The following is a 14,748-nucleotide window of genomic DNA, read 5'->3' on the forward strand; positions in this document are numbered from 1 at the left end:
TCCCTATCGATCTATTGATTCACTTACTTCGCGTCTATTCCTTTTCGGAGTGCGTTCCACGCAAGTGTTGCACATTTAATGCGTGCAGGAAACTTGTTAACACCGGATAGGGCTTCAATATCCTCGTACTCGTCAAAATCTACTGCCTCGCCTTTCATAAGGGAGGAGAACCGATCCGCCAGACTGATCGCTTCATCCAGCGTTCTGCCTTTTACGGCGTCCGTCATCATCGAAGCGGAAGACATGCTGATGGAGCAGCCTTCCCCTGTATATTTGGCATCGGCTACCACGCCGTTCTCTACCTTAAGCTGTAAGGAAATGCGATCTCCGCAAGTCGGATTGTTCAAATCGATGGTTACCGCATCTTCTTCAAACTTGCCGCGATTGCGGGGGTTCTTATAATGATCCATGATGACACGTCTGTACAAATCGTCAAGTTGCATCGCCAAAATACTCCTTTGTCTGGATTAAGGCGCTAACTAATCGATCAACGTCCTCTTCTGTATTATACAGATAAAAGCTCGCACGTGCCGTAGAGGATACTTTTAACCAACGCATAAGCGGTTGACAGCAATGATGTCCTGCACGAATCGCAATCCCCTGTGCATCCAGCACCGTGGCCACGTCATGCGGGTGCACGTCGCCAAGGTTAAAGGTAACGAGGCCCACTTTTCGCTCACGGGGGCCGTAAATGGAAATGCCTTCGATCTCGGAGATGCGGTTCATGGCGTAGGCCGCAAGCTGCGTCTCATGCTGCTCGATGGCATCCATTCCGATTTCCTGGAGGAAATCGATGGCAGCGCCCAAACCGACAGCCCCTGCAATGATAGGTGTCCCCCCCTCAAACTTCCAAGGGAGCTCCTTCCAGTTCGATTCGTACAATCCAACATCATTGATCATTTCTCCGCCGAATTCGATCGGCTCCATTGATTCCAGCAGCGCCTTCTTGCCGTATAATGCGCCGATACCTGTTGGAGCACACATCTTATGGCCGGACAAAGCGTAGAAATCGCAATCCAGATCCTGGACGTCCACTTTCATATGCGGTGTGCTTTGCGCACCGTCAACCACAATGACGGCACCATGACGGTGCGCGATTTCCGCAATTTGTTTTACGGGATGCACAACGCCCATGACGTTGGATACGTAAGCGATGGCTACAACCTTGGTCCGTTCGGTAACGAGTGCCTCCACATCTTCGACACGGATCGTGCCGTCAGGCTGCAGAGGAATATATTTCAGCGTAGCGCCAACGGCGATAGCCGCCTGCTGCCACGGTATCAGATTACTGTGATGCTCCATTTCCGTCAGGACAATTTCATCCCCAGGACCGCAAACAGAGCGAGCGTAGGACGAAGCTACCAGATTCAGGGCCGTCGTCGTACCGCGGGTGAAAATAATTTGCTCCGAACTCTCGGCATTAATGAAACGGGCAACCTTCTCCCTGGCTCCTTCATAAGCATCGGTAGCACGGCTGCCGAGTGTATGAACCCCGCGGTGTACATTGGAGTTTTCCCACTCGTAGTACCGCTTGATAGCATCTATGACCACCTGCGGCTTTTGCGATGTCGCGGCATTGTCGAGATATACCAGCGGATGTCCGTTGATCTCCTGATGAAGAATGGGAAATTGCTCACGGACAGAGGCGATCATTGTCCCAGCTTCCTTTCAACGAGCCCCTGCAGTTGGTCACGAAGTCCCTCAAGCGGAATTTCGCTGACAACCGGAGCCAAGAAGCCGTAAATAATCAAGGATTCTGCCACGGTACGCGAGATACCGCGGGACATCAGGTAGTAAATTTGCTCCTGATTCACTTGTCCTACGGACGCTGCGTGTCCAGCTGTTACATCATCCTCGTCAATCAACAGAATCGGGTTCGCGTCGCCGCGAGCTTTCGGGCTGAGCATCAACACGCGCTCGGTCTGTTGTCCGTCCGCCTTCGTTGCACCCTTCTCGATCTTGGTAACTCCGTTGATGATGGCTTGTGCCTCTTCGCGCATGACTGCACGGGTGATCATCTGGGACGCCGAGCTCTTGCCGAAATGCTTCGCTTGGGTAGTGTAATTGATCTTCTGGGAGCCGGAGCCGACCGCGATGACTTTCGCATCGGATGTCGAACCGTTGCCCTTCAGAATACTCATGGTATCGCTAGCTGTATCGCCATCGTTCATCTCGCCAACAATCCACTCGATCGAAGCGTCATTGTCCAGCACCGCACGACGGAACGTAACATCGGTTGCTTCGCCAGCCAATTGGTGAACGGAAGCATAACGCACCTTCGCGCCGTTTTTAACGAAGACTTCCACCGCTCCGTTATGGGTCACCGGCGCAGCCAGGGAATCCGAAACGTAGTTGTCTACATAAGTGATCTGACTGTTCGCTTCGGCTACGATCAGCACATGCGGAGCAAATGTGGCTTCGGCATCATCCGTCAGCATAACCGCCTGCAGAGGGACATCGACCTCCACATTCTTAGGAACATAGAGGAACACCCCGCCGTTCCATACAGCAGCATGCAGAGCGGCCATCGAATGCTCGTCATTCTTAAGCGCTTGATGCAGATAAGGTTTAACCAAATCCGCGTGTTCTTTAACCGCTGTTTCCAAATCGGTGAAAATGACGCCTTTGGCAGCCAGTTCCGGAGCCAGACTTACATGTACGGTTCCCGAGTTGCGTTGAATAACCAGGCCGCCTTCTCTTGAACCTTCGACAAGTTTGGCTACCTGCTCAGGCAATTCGTCAAGGGAAGCAAGTTTGCTGCTCTCTTTATATTCACCATAACTTTGAATGTTCCAGCGCTCGATGCGTTGTTTCTCCAGCTTGGGCAGTTCCAACTGGCCAGCCAGTTCCAGAGAAGCCAGACGGCTGTCTGTCAGCCAGGCCGGTTCCTGTTTCCTTTCGGACAATGCCTTCAGAGCCTCAGCGTTGACCGGAAGAATGGTTTGTGTAGTCATATCGTTTCCTCCTCCCGTCTATTTACGCGTCTTGACCTACAGTTTCATCAGTAATGCCCAGCTCTTCCTTAATCCAGTCATAACCTTCTGCCTCCAGGCGTTGTGCCAGTTCAGGACCGCCGGATTTTACGATGCGTCCTTGCATCATCACGTGAACGTAATCTGGAGTGATATAGTTAAGCAAACGCTGATAGTGGGTAATAATCAAGAAACCGCGTTCTTCGGATTTCATGGCATTTACACCGTTCGCTACAATTCTCAAAGCATCGATATCAAGACCGGAGTCGATTTCGTCAAGCACAACGATTTTCGGATCCAGCATCATCATTTGCAGGATTTCGTTACGTTTCTTCTCACCGCCGGAGAAACCTTCGTTCAGGTAACGGTGAGCGAACTCAGGATTCATCTCAAGCTCCTTCATTTTGCCTTCCATTTGACGAATGAACTTGATCAGGGAAATCTCATTGCCTTCACCGCGGCGTGCGTTGATGGAACTGCGCAGGAAGTCGGAGTTCGTAACGCCGGCGATTTCGCTCGGATATTGCATGGCCAGGAACAGACCTGCGAGTGCGCGCTCGTCAACTTCCATCTCCAGCACGTCTTCATCGTTAAGCAATACTTTACCTTCTGTAACTTCATATTTAGGATGCCCCATCAACGCGGAAGCCAAAGTACTTTTGCCTGTACCGTTTGGTCCCATGATGGCATGAACTTCTCCGCCCTTCATCTCAAGGTTGATACCTTTAAGGATCTCCTTGCCTTCGATTGTTGCTTTCAATCCTTCAATGACAAACTTGGTTGACATATTAGATTCCCTCCGTTGAATAGGTAGTGTATTGTTGTCCTATATGATAACAGGATTGGACGCCCTGATTTCATAAAACAAAAAATAATTATTTATTTATAATCATTCTAAACTGATTATCAATGATTCTCAAGCCATTTTATAATAAAATATGACGTATTTCAACCGGACAAGCGTTTTGCAGACAACATTCAGACAACCGTAACAATTAAAAAACAGGCATGACCGATAGACCGGCCAAGCCTGTTTCGTTCGCCCTGTTCCCCTTCATATGTGCTTGTTGCTCCCGAGAGTCATTACGGCATCCGGCACCGGCGTTTATCGCGCGTTGACAGACGGTGCTCAGGTCAACAGCATGAGCTAAAGGGCACACGGCAAGGTGACCGGCACCCTCAGCTCTTGCAAATACTAAGGAAAGAACAGGCATCATTCTGTTGTATCACGCTTTATCCAAGGAACGAACGCAGCATCCACATATGCTTCTCAAGATCGGCTTTAAAGCCGGTGAACATGTCCGCTGTTGGCGCATCTCCGGCTTCCTCGGCCATTTCGATGCCTTCCGCCAGCTCCTCGGATACGGTTGCAAAGTCTTCAATCAAGGCTTGTACCATGCCGCGGGTATCCTCGTTGCCTGAAGCCTCCTGGACCGTTGCAAGTTCCAAATATTCTTTCATCGTTGCAGCCGGTTTGCCTTTAATCGACAGCAGGCGCTCCGCAACCTCATCCATTTTAAGCGTAACTTCATCATACAATTCTTCGAATTTAACATGAAGGGAGTAGAATTGCTCTCCGGTTACATACCAGTGATAATTGTGGAGTTTGACATAGAGCACGTTAAAGTTCGCAACCTGTTGATTCAACAATTGCTCCAGACTTGCGTTCTTCGTTTTTCCTGCAGCTTTGCCAGATGTAGTTTTTGCCATGGTTAATCCCTTCCTTTTCTATATGAAATGCACCCTGTACTGCGTCAAAGGAACATTCGGCAGAGCGGTGTTTACCCATTGTAACTGGTACCATCTGCTAATGCTAATCCTTCATTAATATATGAGTACATCCTGTGCTTGGGCGTCTATTTGTAGTTTACCCTTAGGACTACGAAGCGAATCAGTTTCGCAAACCTTTCGTCTTGCCAAAAAATTATACAAAATTCGCGAAAAAACGTTATACTAGGTAATACCAAGCAAAAAAGTTGGCTTTGTTTTTCTTCTATACTATTTGGGGGTGACCATCCATGTCTGCATATCATCCGTTGAACGCGGAAGAAGCTATACAATTAGCTAAAAGTATACCGGGCCGGTTCCCGGACCATGCCGAGCTCGAATGCCGCGAAATCGGCGACGGCAATCTCAATCTGGTGTTTCATGTCACCGCCAAAAATACGACTGATAGTATCATTATCAAGCAAGCTGTTCCTTATGCAAAAGTTGTAGGCGAATCCTGGCCGCTGTCTCTCGACCGGGCCCGTATCGAACGTCTGGCGCTGGAGACGGAGTATTCCATCTGCCCCGACCTCGTACCCGAAGTATACGGTTATTCGGATGAGCTCGCCTACACCGTAATGGAAGACCTGAGCGAGTATACCATCATGCGCAAAGGCCTGATTGAGGGCAATGCCTATCCGAAGTTCGCAGAGCATATCGGCCGCTTCCTGGCCAGAACGTTGTTCTACACGTCGGATCTCGGGATGAACCAACAGAAGAAGAAGGAACTTGCCGGCCGCTTTGTCAATCCGGATTTATGCAAAATCACCGAAGATTTAATCTTCGAAGATCCATACCGCGAATCCGCCAATAACAATTATGCGCAGAGCATTGCCGATGAAGCGGAAGCCCTCCGCGCCGACCTGCCGCTTCACTTTGAAGTCGCGCTGCTTCGGGAGAAGTTTCTGACTCATGCACAGGCTCTGCTCCACGGGGATTTGCATACAGGCAGCATTTTCGTCACGCCGGAATCCACCAAGGTCATCGACCCGGAATTCGCTTATTTCGGCCCGATGGGATTCGATATCGGTGCGGTCATCGGCAACCTGCTGCTCAACTATGCGGCACAGCCGGGCTGGAGTGAGGACGAGCATACGCTGGCTGCCCGGGAAGCCCGACTCCTCGAGATGGCAAGCGACGTATGGACCCACTTCGAGAACAACTTCCGCCTGCTGTGGAACGAAGACCTCTTGGACGAAATGTCCCGCACACCAGGCTACCAGGACCATTATGTGTCGCAGATTTTGAAGGATACCGCAGGATTCGCGGGCTGCAAAATGATCCGGCGCATCGTCGGATTGTCCCATGTTGCAGACATTGACACCATACCCGATGATAAGGCCAGAGAAGCTGCGCAGCGCAAAGCGCTTGCCATCGGCAAAAATCTAGTGCGCCATCACCGCAGCATGAAGTCCTTTGAGGACATTTTAACTTTGATTACACAAGCAATTAAAGGAAATGAGGTATCGATATGAGCGGTATGACTACCGGCAATGCCAGCACCTATGAACCGCTAAGCTCGGTTTACTGGGGAGGAGACCATCTGGTCCTTCTGGATCAGCGCTTGCTCCCGGAAGAGATCGTCTATCTTAGGCTCTATACACCGGAGGAAGTCTGGGAAGGGATTCACTCCATGAAAGTCCGCGGCGCGCCGGCTATCGGCATCGCGGCAGCATTCGGCGCTGTCCTTGGCGGCATGCAGGTTGAAGCCAGCGATAACGAAGGCTGGCTGCAACAAGTCGCAAAAACCTGCGCTTATCTCGCCACTTCCAGACCAACGGCCGTCAATCTGTTCTGGGCGCTGGACCGCATCAAGCTTGCAGCTGAGAAGCTGGCGGATTCGGATCTCGATACGGCAGGACTGAATGCGGCGCTGCTCGCCGAAGCCGAGGCCATTCGTGCCGAGGATGAGGATGTATGCCGCCGCATCGGCGAAAACGCGCTGCCGTTCTTCAAAGACGGTATGGGTGTGCTTACCCACTGTAACGCGGGCGGACTGGCGACTGCCAAATACGGGACCGCCCTGGCGCCGATGTATCTGGCTCATGAACAGGGCCTAAACATCAAGGTGTTCGCGGATGAGACAAGACCTGTCCTCCAAGGCGCGCGTTTAACTGCTTTTGAACTCCAACAGGCAGGGATTGACGTTACGCTGCTGGCAGACAACATGGCTGCCATGGTCATGTCCAAAGGGTGGATCCAAGCAGTTATCGTCGGTACGGATCGCGTAGCTGCAAACGGCGATGTCGCCAACAAGATCGGTACGTACGGGGTCGCGGTTCTGGCTAAAGCTCACGGCATTCCTTTCTACGTGGCGTGCCCGCTGTCCACGATTGATCTGAATACGAAGACAGGTGCCGATATTCCGATTGAGGAGCGTCCTGCGGAAGAGATCACGGAAGGTTTCGGCAAGCGCACAGCGCCGCAAGGCGTGAAAGTGTACAACCCTGCCTTCGACATTACGCCGAATGAATATGTGACAGCAATCATTACGGAAAAAGGCGTCGTGCAAGCTCCTTATCATGAGAGCTTAAAAAGCTTGTTCGAATAGCCGCTATATCCGAAGGTTTAATGACATCATAAAACGGACAAACGGCCCTCCAGCCGAATTGTCCGTTTTTTTACGGTTTGCATGTTAGTGCATCTGAAGTGCAGACCTTTCTTTTCTCTAAAAAAAGAGCGATCCGCACAGGAATCACTCTTGTAACGTAAGGCATACATGACTCATAACATGCGCAGGATCGCTTCCTTGCCAGCCAAGCCAGGATGAATGCCCCACTTCTCCGCCTCCAGGGTTACCGATTCCAGCGGTGCCTCCAGCAGCTGTTCCAGTGTGCGAACCCCTACGGCTCTTCCTGCGATAATCTTGCGGTCCGCAAGCTTTTCATTAAGAAGGCCCACATCGAGTGCACCGCACATAATATAGCCGCGGGAAGTGTAAACGGCCAGCAGCGTTGTTTTCGGAAGCTTTACCTCGACGCCCATTACGGTATGTCCTTCAATATCGATCGGCAGTAAAGTCACCAATATCAACAAACCTCCCCTCACGTCGGCTTAGAATTATGTTTATTCTCTTGGAACCGACATGGTGCGAATGTCTCTGATATTATGCATTCCAGCCCACACTTATGGTGCGAATGACTCGTAAGTCATTAGAATAAAGATGAAATATGTATGACATTAGGACTATGAATATTCGAAAATTATGGTATATTTGATTCAGTAGAAACCCTGTGAAAGCTGGTGAATGATAAAAGCTATGAACACAATTCCTGCCACCGATGATAACGGCTTTTTATTCAACGTTGATATTCTGGTCAAGAGTTCCTCCAACGCACTGGCTTTGCAATATTTGCTAGAAATGCTGAACGACAAGGCTGAAGTCGTCGATTTCCGGGTTAAGTCCGGAATGGAGCTTGGAGAAATTATCAACACCTTGGTTCAAGCCAAGAAAGATTCCGTTATTAGCAGAGCCTCTGGGAAGATGGCTTCTGCCACTTCTCAGAAAGAGAAACCTGCGCCGCCTGCGACATCCTCGCCGGAAAAAAAGATCGCTGCAAGCGTACCTCCTGTCCAAACTCCACTCACCGGAAATGATCCCTTTGAATGGATTAAAGTATACAGTAAGGACAATCGCCTTGTTCGGCTGACAACCAACCGCCACGGTAAGCAGACCAGTCTGCCCTGCCGGATTCTCAACTATGACGAAAGCAATTTCCTGGTCAACGTTTATCATGTTGATGAGAAACAGGTGTATACCTTCAAACTCAACGAAATTGACGAGTTCAGCGTCAGCTGAGTCGGTATCACGTCAACGGCATACATTAAAAAAAACGGCTTCGCCGCCCCATAAGAAGGGATCGGTGAAGCCGTTCTTTTTTTGGAATCAAGCATTTTTTCGGGACAGCGCCGAAGACATCAGCATCAGCCAGCCCACGATAAAGGAGACACCGCCAATCGGCGTAATCGCGCCAAGCCACTTGATGCCGGATATACTTAACACGTAGAGACTTCCGGAAAATATGATGGTTCCCGCGATGAATAAAGTCCCTGTCCAGAACAGCTTCCGGGATTCGCCCAAAACCTTCGCCACAATCCCGGTAATCAGGACCGCAAGTCCGTGAATCATATGATAATGGACTCCCGTCTCATAAATGGCAAGTTCGTCCGGCGTAATCTTATCCTCCAGCATATGGGCACCGAATGCTCCGATAGCGACAGATAATGCCATCAGGATCGACCCCCATGCGATGAATCTACGACTCATGCCTTTTCAACCCCTTTTGTCAGCGGACATCCGTGTCCTTATGTAATCAAATTAAGTTTAACGGATTCGAAGAAGCTTTTCCACCGGTATGCAAGCGCCTTGGACTTGATTTCAGGGCCATTTTATGAAAGATTAATAAGGATGTCTTTTTATAGAAGACCTACATGAACCTATTAGAGAATGAATTCTTAAGTTAGGAGCGATTATGCACATGGATCAACGATCACCTTCCTCCCCATCCGAGGATCAAGATTCACCCAAACGACCCAAAACCACATTTATTCCACCCGAGGACAGAAAAAACTCCCGCTTCGGCATCGCCTCATTCATCCTGTCGATCGTGACGCTGCTCGGGTATATTCTGCTCGGCGCGCTTGGCACCACGATGATTGAGCCTTACATGACGGAGAACGGACCGATCCTTGAGCCGACTCAGGAAACGCTGGAAGCGATGACCACACTGGCGGCCGTGTTCATCATCGTCATGGTCATCAATATCGTCGGCTTGGTGCTTGGCATTGTAGGCTGCTTCTCCAAAACGCGCAAGCGTGCTGTCGCCGTCATTGCCACCATCGTAAATGCCGTAGTCATCATCACCATCGGAGCCCTTTTCCTATTCGTATTAAATGCTTAAGGAGTCCCCCCTTCGAGACACTTGCCTGATTCATCCCAGGTTAAGTGTCTTTTTCACGACAAACCCGGATTCATACTCACATATCGCTCTTTCTCCCGAATATAATGAAATACTACAGCCGAAAAGACGGCAACCGTGTCAAGGCTATACTTGGGAGGTGACTGTCCATGCAAAATGAAGACGCTCTGTCGTTTGTCGTATCCCGTGAAGACTGGTCGCTGCACCGCAAAGGCTACCAGGATCAGGTACGTCATCAGCATAAAATCCGTGAAGTCATCAAACGCAACCTGCCCGACCTTATTACCGAGGAAAACATTATTCTGTCTGACGGTAAGCAGATCATTAAAGTTCCGATCCGAAGCCTTGACGAATACCGTTTCATCTATAACTACCAAAAGCAAAAGCATGTCGGTCAGGGCGACGGTGACAGTCAGGTTGGAGACGTCCTTGGACGCGACCCTTCATCAGCCCAGCCCGGTAAAGGTGAATCAGCCGGCGATCAGGCAGGGCAGGACATCGTGGAAACCGAGGTCAGCCTGGAAGAACTGGAGAATATGCTGTTTGAGGAACTGGAGCTCCCGCTGCTGCAGCCCAAGGATAAAGAGCAGATCGAGACGGAATCCATCGTGTTCAACGACATCCGCAAAAAGGGCATCATGTCCAACATTGACAAGAAGCGCACCATCCTGGAGAATTTGCGCCGCAATGCCAGAGACGGCAAACCCGGCATCCACGGCATCAGTCCGGACGACCTGCGCTACAAGACCTGGGACGATACCGTCATTCCGGAGTCCAATGCGGTCATTATCGCTATGATGGATACATCCGGATCCATGGGCTCCTTTGAGAAATACTGCGCACGCAGCTTTTTCTTCTGGATGACCCGTTTCCTCCGCAAGCAGTACGAGAAAGTGGAAATCGTGTTTATCGCCCACCATACCGAAGCCAAAGAAGTGACCGAAGAAGAGTTCTTCACACGAGGTGAAAGCGGCGGAACCATATGTTCATCCGCTTATCAGAAGGCGCTGGATATTATCCATCACCGTTATCCCCCTACCAAATACAACATTTATCCCTTCCATTTCTCCGACGGCGATAATCTCACGTCCGATAATGAACGCTGCGTCAAACTCATTGGCGAACTGCTGAAGGTTAGCAACATGTTCGGTTACGGTGAGGTCAACCAATACAATCGCAGCAGCACGCTGATGTCGGCCTATAAGAATATCAAGCTGGACCAATTCATGTACCATGTCATCAAAGACAAAGGGGAAGTGTACGAGGCACTCAAAACCTTTTTTCGCAAACGGCAAGGAGCCGCGCTCTAATCCGTATACTATATGAACAAAAGGAAAATCATGGGTGTCGAATCATCCAGGATATTGGAGGAGGCAGGGCCTCCTCTTTCTTATGGCCTCCTGCGATACAGCTAACAGCTCGTTGCCGAAAAATGGATATGCTCAGCATAAAGGCTTGCCAGTTCAAATGAAAAATCTGTTTTATTATTGACATCTTAATGTAGCCGTAGCTTCACTTTTTTGTCACCTTCTGATTTTCCTGGAATGATAGTATTAGCTATGACATCTTGTTGCAGGATATTACAGGATTCGATATGCGTCTCCTTAATTTAAGATATCCTCCTATAAAGGAAAGGGAAGGTTTACCATGTTCCAAATGACACATTCACTATTCAGCACCCAGACGTTTGAGAATATGTCCTACATATTATCGCAGCGGCTGTTCCAGGGCGGCATAAGCGCAGATCCTTCGAAAGGAGCGATCTCCCGTGCCGGTATCAGATAAGCCACATTCACGCTACATGCCCGGTCTCGACGGACTTAGGGCCCTCGCCTTGATCGGAGTAATGGGATACCACTGGAATTTTGGTTTTGTCGGCGGTGGTTTTCTCGGAGTAAGTTTATTCTTCGTTCTGTCCGGGTATCTCATTACAGATATTCTCGCATCACAATGGCATCATCAGCGCCGGATCGATCTGAAAGATTTCTGGATACGAAGGTTCCGGCGTCTCCTCCCGGCCATGCTGCTCATGCTGTTCTTCCTTGTGGTATGGGTTACGCTGTTTGACCGATCGCGACTGGCTACGCTTCGGAGTGAGGTGCTCGGCGCGGTTACATACATAAGCAACTGGCAGTTTATTTTTCAGCAGCAATCTTATTTCGAAACATTTGGCCCACCGTCTCCACTGGGGCATTTCTGGTCGCTTGCCGTGGAAGAGCAGTTCTACTTGCTGTGGCCGCTGATCATGTTAGCGGTTCTCAAGCTCTTCCCCCGCAGGGGACAGCTGTTCACTTTCATTGCTGCCGGAGCCGCGATTTCAGCTCTGACTATGGCAGTGATCTATCAGCCGGGAGATGATCCTAGCCGGGTCTACTATGGAACGGATACCCGAGCGTTTGGTCTGCTCATCGGAGCGGGGCTGGCTGTCGTATGGCCCAGCTGGAAGCTGTCCACCCATGTTTCAAGGGCTTCCCGGCGCAGACTCAACGTGACCGGCGCCGCGGCAATGCTTATCATACTCTCTATGATGTGGCAGGTGGACCGTTACGATTCGTTCCTCTATCAAGGAGGCATGTTCCTCTTCTCTCTTGCTGCCGCCGTTCTCGTTGCGGTGTTGGCGCACCCGGGCGCTTCAATCAGCCGCTTGTTAAGCTGGAAGCCCCTGTTATGGATCGGCGTTCGATCCTACGGGATTTACTTATGGCATTACCCGGTAATGATCCTGACCTCACCTGCATCCGGTACAGGCGATTTGAGTTTGCCTCAGGTTGCCCTGCAAATTGCGGCAAGCGTACTGCTGGCCGCCCTATCCTGGAAGTATGTTGAAGAACCGATACGGCATGGCGGACTGAAAAAAATATGGTTTAAGGCCCGATCCATTCGGCGCCGTTCGATTTCGTTAAGAGGCTGGGTCGTATCGCTAAGCTCGCTAATGCTAATCGGCATCTTTTGCTCGGGGATGATGAGCAGCGTATCCTCTGCGAGAACGGTAGGCGATATCGCTGCCATGCTGAACCTTGATCCTGCCCTGGAAGAACCGGATCAGACTGAAGGCACAGAGCCCGGAACGATGGAGCCACCGCAAGGACAAACTCCGCCTCCTGTAGGCACGAATGGGAACATCACCCCTCCGCCTACCGACACGAAGCAGCCTGGTGTAGTTAAGAAGCCGGACTCCGAGGATACACCGGATCAGATGCCGTTTCCGGATGGAGCGACAGGTTCTGGCGATGACGATGCTGGCAGAAACAAAGAGCCGGACCATCCTGCTGGTAATGAAACAGACAACGAAGACGATCAAACCAACGCAGGGAGCAAAATCCCCGATAACGCGGATTCCGAGAAAACAATCCCGGATCAACCGAATGAAGATAAAGCGGGTAAGCCTAGTGAGGATAAGGCGGATATGCCGGATCCCTCCAAGGACGCGGCAACCGAAACGACCGGCAAAGAGAGCAATCCTACGAAGCCAACGAATAAGCCTCAAAATCCTCCGGTATCCAAGTCCGCCATCACGGCCATTGGAGATTCGGTCATGCTCGGGGTATCCCCTTATCTGGAGAAATCGCTGCCCGGCATTCACATCGATGCGGTGATAGGCCGCCAAATGCGTCAGGCCGATGACCTGATTCCCGTTATGAAAGCCCAGAACCGGATAGATGGCGGCATTATCGTCATCGGACTGGGAACCAACGGCGCTTTCTCGAAAAAGGATCTGGATTCTCTTCTGCGTCCGCTGGATACAGCTAAGCAAATTCTGCTTATCAACACACGGGTTCCACGTGATTGGGAACAGAACGTCAACGGCATGCTGGCAAAAGCGGCTGCCCAGAACCCGAAGGTTACGCTGGTGGATTGGTATTCAGCCAGTAAGGATCATCCGGAATACTTCCGGTCTGACGGCGTCCATCTGGAGCCGGAAGGTGCTGAGGCTTACACCTCCATGCTGCTTCAAGCGATCAAGAAATAAAGCGTTTATCCTGATTCTTGCCATCATTCATTCTGGTATCGTCGACCTGATCTCATCCTTCTATGAGACAGGTCGACTTTTTAGTTATATACGTAATGAAATGCAGCAATATGATATAATTCGGTTACCTAATCTCATTATTTCTTAATAGAAGGCGGTGTCCTGGTATATGAATAATATCGTGACCATGAAATGGCTGCTGGCGAGACTCTATGAACCGGATTTGGTCATCGTCGACTGCCGTTTTGCCCTCGGCAAGCCGGAAAGCGGACGAGCCGCTTATGAGGAATCGCATATTCCGCGTGCCGTTTATCTCGACCTGGAGAAGGACCTCTCCTCCCCTATCTCCCAACATGGCGGACGCCATCCTCTGCCGGACCTGGATCAGCTTGCAAAGCGTCTCGGCCAGTCCGGCATTCAGGGGAGCAGCCGTGTCGTCATCTATGACGACCAGGGCGGAGCCATGGCCAGCCGACTATGGTGGCTGCTGAAATACACCGGGCATGAACAGGCTTATGTGATGGATGAAGGCTTTACAGCTTGGAAGAATGCCTCGTACCCGGTAACGGATGAACAACCGATCGTCATTCCGGTACCATATGAAATCAAGCTTAAGCCCGATAAACTGGTCCTCGTAGATGAGGTGCGCGAGGCGTTGGTGCAGGGTACCCAAGCGATTATCGATTCCCGTGAGCCCCGCAGATATGCTGGAGTCGAGGAGCCTTTGGACACCAAGGCCGGACATATTCCGGGGGCGGTGAACTACTTCTGGAAGGGTGTTCTGGACGACTCCGGGCATTGGAAGGAAACCGAAACGATCCGCGAGCATTTCTCCGACATTCCGCAAGATGCCGAGATCATCGTATACTGCGGCTCCGGCGTCACTGCTTGCCCGAACGTGCTTGCCCTGGAGGAAGCCGGTTACGGCAATGTGAAGCTGTACGCCGGCAGCTGGAGCGATTGGATTTCGTACAGCGAGAACCCGGTGGCGACTGGCGAGAAATAAAAACGAAGAACCCGCGTCCGACGCGGGCCACTGAAGAACTTCCAGATTTTCATCTTTGTCGACATGCTCAATCAAAAAGAAAACATCTATCCCCAGTTTAGGGACGGATGTCTT

The 14,748-nt window shown here is 50.7% G+C and carries 15 protein-coding genes; 8 read left to right on the plus strand and 7 right to left on the minus strand.

From position 1 onward, the window contains the following. Positions 1–23: 23 nt before the first annotated feature. From sufU to PAEVO_RS18340, 5 genes are all read right to left on the minus strand, one after another. Positions 24–443, minus strand: a complete 420-nt coding sequence (gene sufU / locus PAEVO_RS18320; RefSeq protein ID WP_100538835.1) for a Fe-S cluster assembly sulfur transfer protein SufU — start codon at positions 441–443, stop codon at positions 24–26. After that, the gene (locus tag PAEVO_RS18325; protein ID WP_100538836.1) at positions 433–1,653 is read right to left on the minus strand and encodes a cysteine desulfurase; all 1,221 of its coding nucleotides are present in this window, start codon (positions 1,651–1,653) and stop codon (positions 433–435) included. The genes sufU and PAEVO_RS18325 overlap by 11 nt, the downstream gene beginning before the upstream one ends. Further along, positions 1,650–2,954: a Fe-S cluster assembly protein SufD gene (gene sufD, locus PAEVO_RS18330; RefSeq protein ID WP_100538837.1), complete on the minus strand. Its 1,305-nt coding sequence runs from the start codon at positions 2,952–2,954 to the stop codon at positions 1,650–1,652. Before sufD ends, PAEVO_RS18325 begins: the two co-directional genes overlap by 4 nt. 22 nt (positions 2,955–2,976) lie before the next feature. Next, positions 2,977–3,759 carry a Fe-S cluster assembly ATPase SufC gene (gene sufC / locus PAEVO_RS18335; RefSeq protein WP_100538838.1) on the minus strand — a complete coding sequence of 261 codons (783 nt, stop codon included), beginning with the start codon at positions 3,757–3,759 and terminating at the stop codon, positions 2,977–2,979. Positions 3,760–4,205: 446 nt separating this feature from the next. After that, positions 4,206–4,682 (minus strand): Dps family protein, encoded by a 477-nt coding sequence (locus PAEVO_RS18340; RefSeq protein ID WP_076324372.1) that lies wholly within the window; start codon positions 4,680–4,682, stop codon positions 4,206–4,208. 308 nt (positions 4,683–4,990) lie between these two features. On the opposite strand from PAEVO_RS18340, the gene mtnK reads away from it, so the two are divergent. Continuing rightward, positions 4,991–6,214 carry an S-methyl-5-thioribose kinase gene (mtnK, locus tag PAEVO_RS18345; RefSeq protein WP_100538839.1) on the plus strand — a complete coding sequence of 408 codons (1,224 nt, stop codon included), beginning with the start codon at positions 4,991–4,993 and terminating at the stop codon, positions 6,212–6,214. Then, on the plus strand, positions 6,211–7,290 hold the full coding sequence (gene mtnA / locus PAEVO_RS18350; RefSeq protein WP_100538840.1) for an S-methyl-5-thioribose-1-phosphate isomerase: 1,080 nt from the start codon (positions 6,211–6,213) through the stop codon (positions 7,288–7,290). Before mtnK ends, mtnA begins: the two co-directional genes overlap by 4 nt. Positions 7,291–7,463: 173 nt before the next feature. On the opposite strand, the gene PAEVO_RS18355 is transcribed toward mtnA, so the two are convergent. Next, a complete protein-coding gene (locus PAEVO_RS18355; RefSeq protein WP_100538841.1) occupies positions 7,464–7,766 on the minus strand; it encodes a YunC family protein in 303 nt (100 codons plus the stop codon). Positions 7,767–7,998: 232 nt separating this feature from the next. Here PAEVO_RS18355 and PAEVO_RS18360 point away from each other — a divergent pair, with 232 nt between their 5' ends. Beyond that, the gene (locus PAEVO_RS18360; RefSeq protein WP_243390819.1) at positions 7,999–8,538 is read left to right on the plus strand and encodes a hypothetical protein; all 540 of its coding nucleotides are present in this window, start codon (positions 7,999–8,001) and stop codon (positions 8,536–8,538) included. A gap of 87 nt (positions 8,539–8,625) precedes the next feature. Here the strand turns inward: PAEVO_RS18360 and PAEVO_RS18365 are convergent, their stop codons facing one another. Beyond that, complete coding sequence (locus tag PAEVO_RS18365; protein WP_100538843.1) at positions 8,626–9,006, minus strand: DUF423 domain-containing protein; 381 nt, start codon at positions 9,004–9,006, stop codon at positions 8,626–8,628. A 211-nt stretch (positions 9,007–9,217) separates the two neighbouring features. Between PAEVO_RS18365 and PAEVO_RS18370 the strand changes: the two genes are divergently transcribed. The 5 genes from PAEVO_RS18370 (at position 9,218) to PAEVO_RS18385 (ending at position 14,634) form a co-directional block, all read left to right on the plus strand. Continuing rightward, the gene (locus PAEVO_RS18370; protein WP_127593340.1) at positions 9,218–9,640 is read left to right on the plus strand and encodes a hypothetical protein; all 423 of its coding nucleotides are present in this window, start codon (positions 9,218–9,220) and stop codon (positions 9,638–9,640) included. Between the two features lie 167 nt (positions 9,641–9,807). Continuing rightward, complete coding sequence (yhbH, locus tag PAEVO_RS18375; RefSeq protein ID WP_100538845.1) at positions 9,808–10,968, plus strand: sporulation protein YhbH; 1,161 nt, start codon at positions 9,808–9,810, stop codon at positions 10,966–10,968. Between the two features lie 346 nt (positions 10,969–11,314). After that, positions 11,315–11,443: a hypothetical protein gene (locus PAEVO_RS34675; protein ID WP_279300459.1), complete on the plus strand. Its 129-nt coding sequence runs from the start codon at positions 11,315–11,317 to the stop codon at positions 11,441–11,443. Beyond that, entirely contained in the window at positions 11,427–13,628 is a 2,202-nt protein-coding gene (locus PAEVO_RS18380; RefSeq protein WP_100538846.1) for an acyltransferase family protein, read from the plus strand. The genes PAEVO_RS34675 and PAEVO_RS18380 overlap by 17 nt, the downstream gene beginning before the upstream one ends. Before the next feature lie 169 nt (positions 13,629–13,797). Beyond that, positions 13,798–14,634 (plus strand): sulfurtransferase, encoded by an 837-nt coding sequence (locus PAEVO_RS18385; protein ID WP_100538847.1) that lies wholly within the window; start codon positions 13,798–13,800, stop codon positions 14,632–14,634. Positions 14,635–14,748: the final 114 nt, after the last annotated feature.

This window comes from Paenibacillus sp. GM2FR (assembly GCF_002803325.1).
In the GTDB taxonomy this organism is placed as follows: Bacteria; Bacillota; Bacilli; order Paenibacillales; family Paenibacillaceae; genus Paenibacillus_AQ; species Paenibacillus_AQ lautus.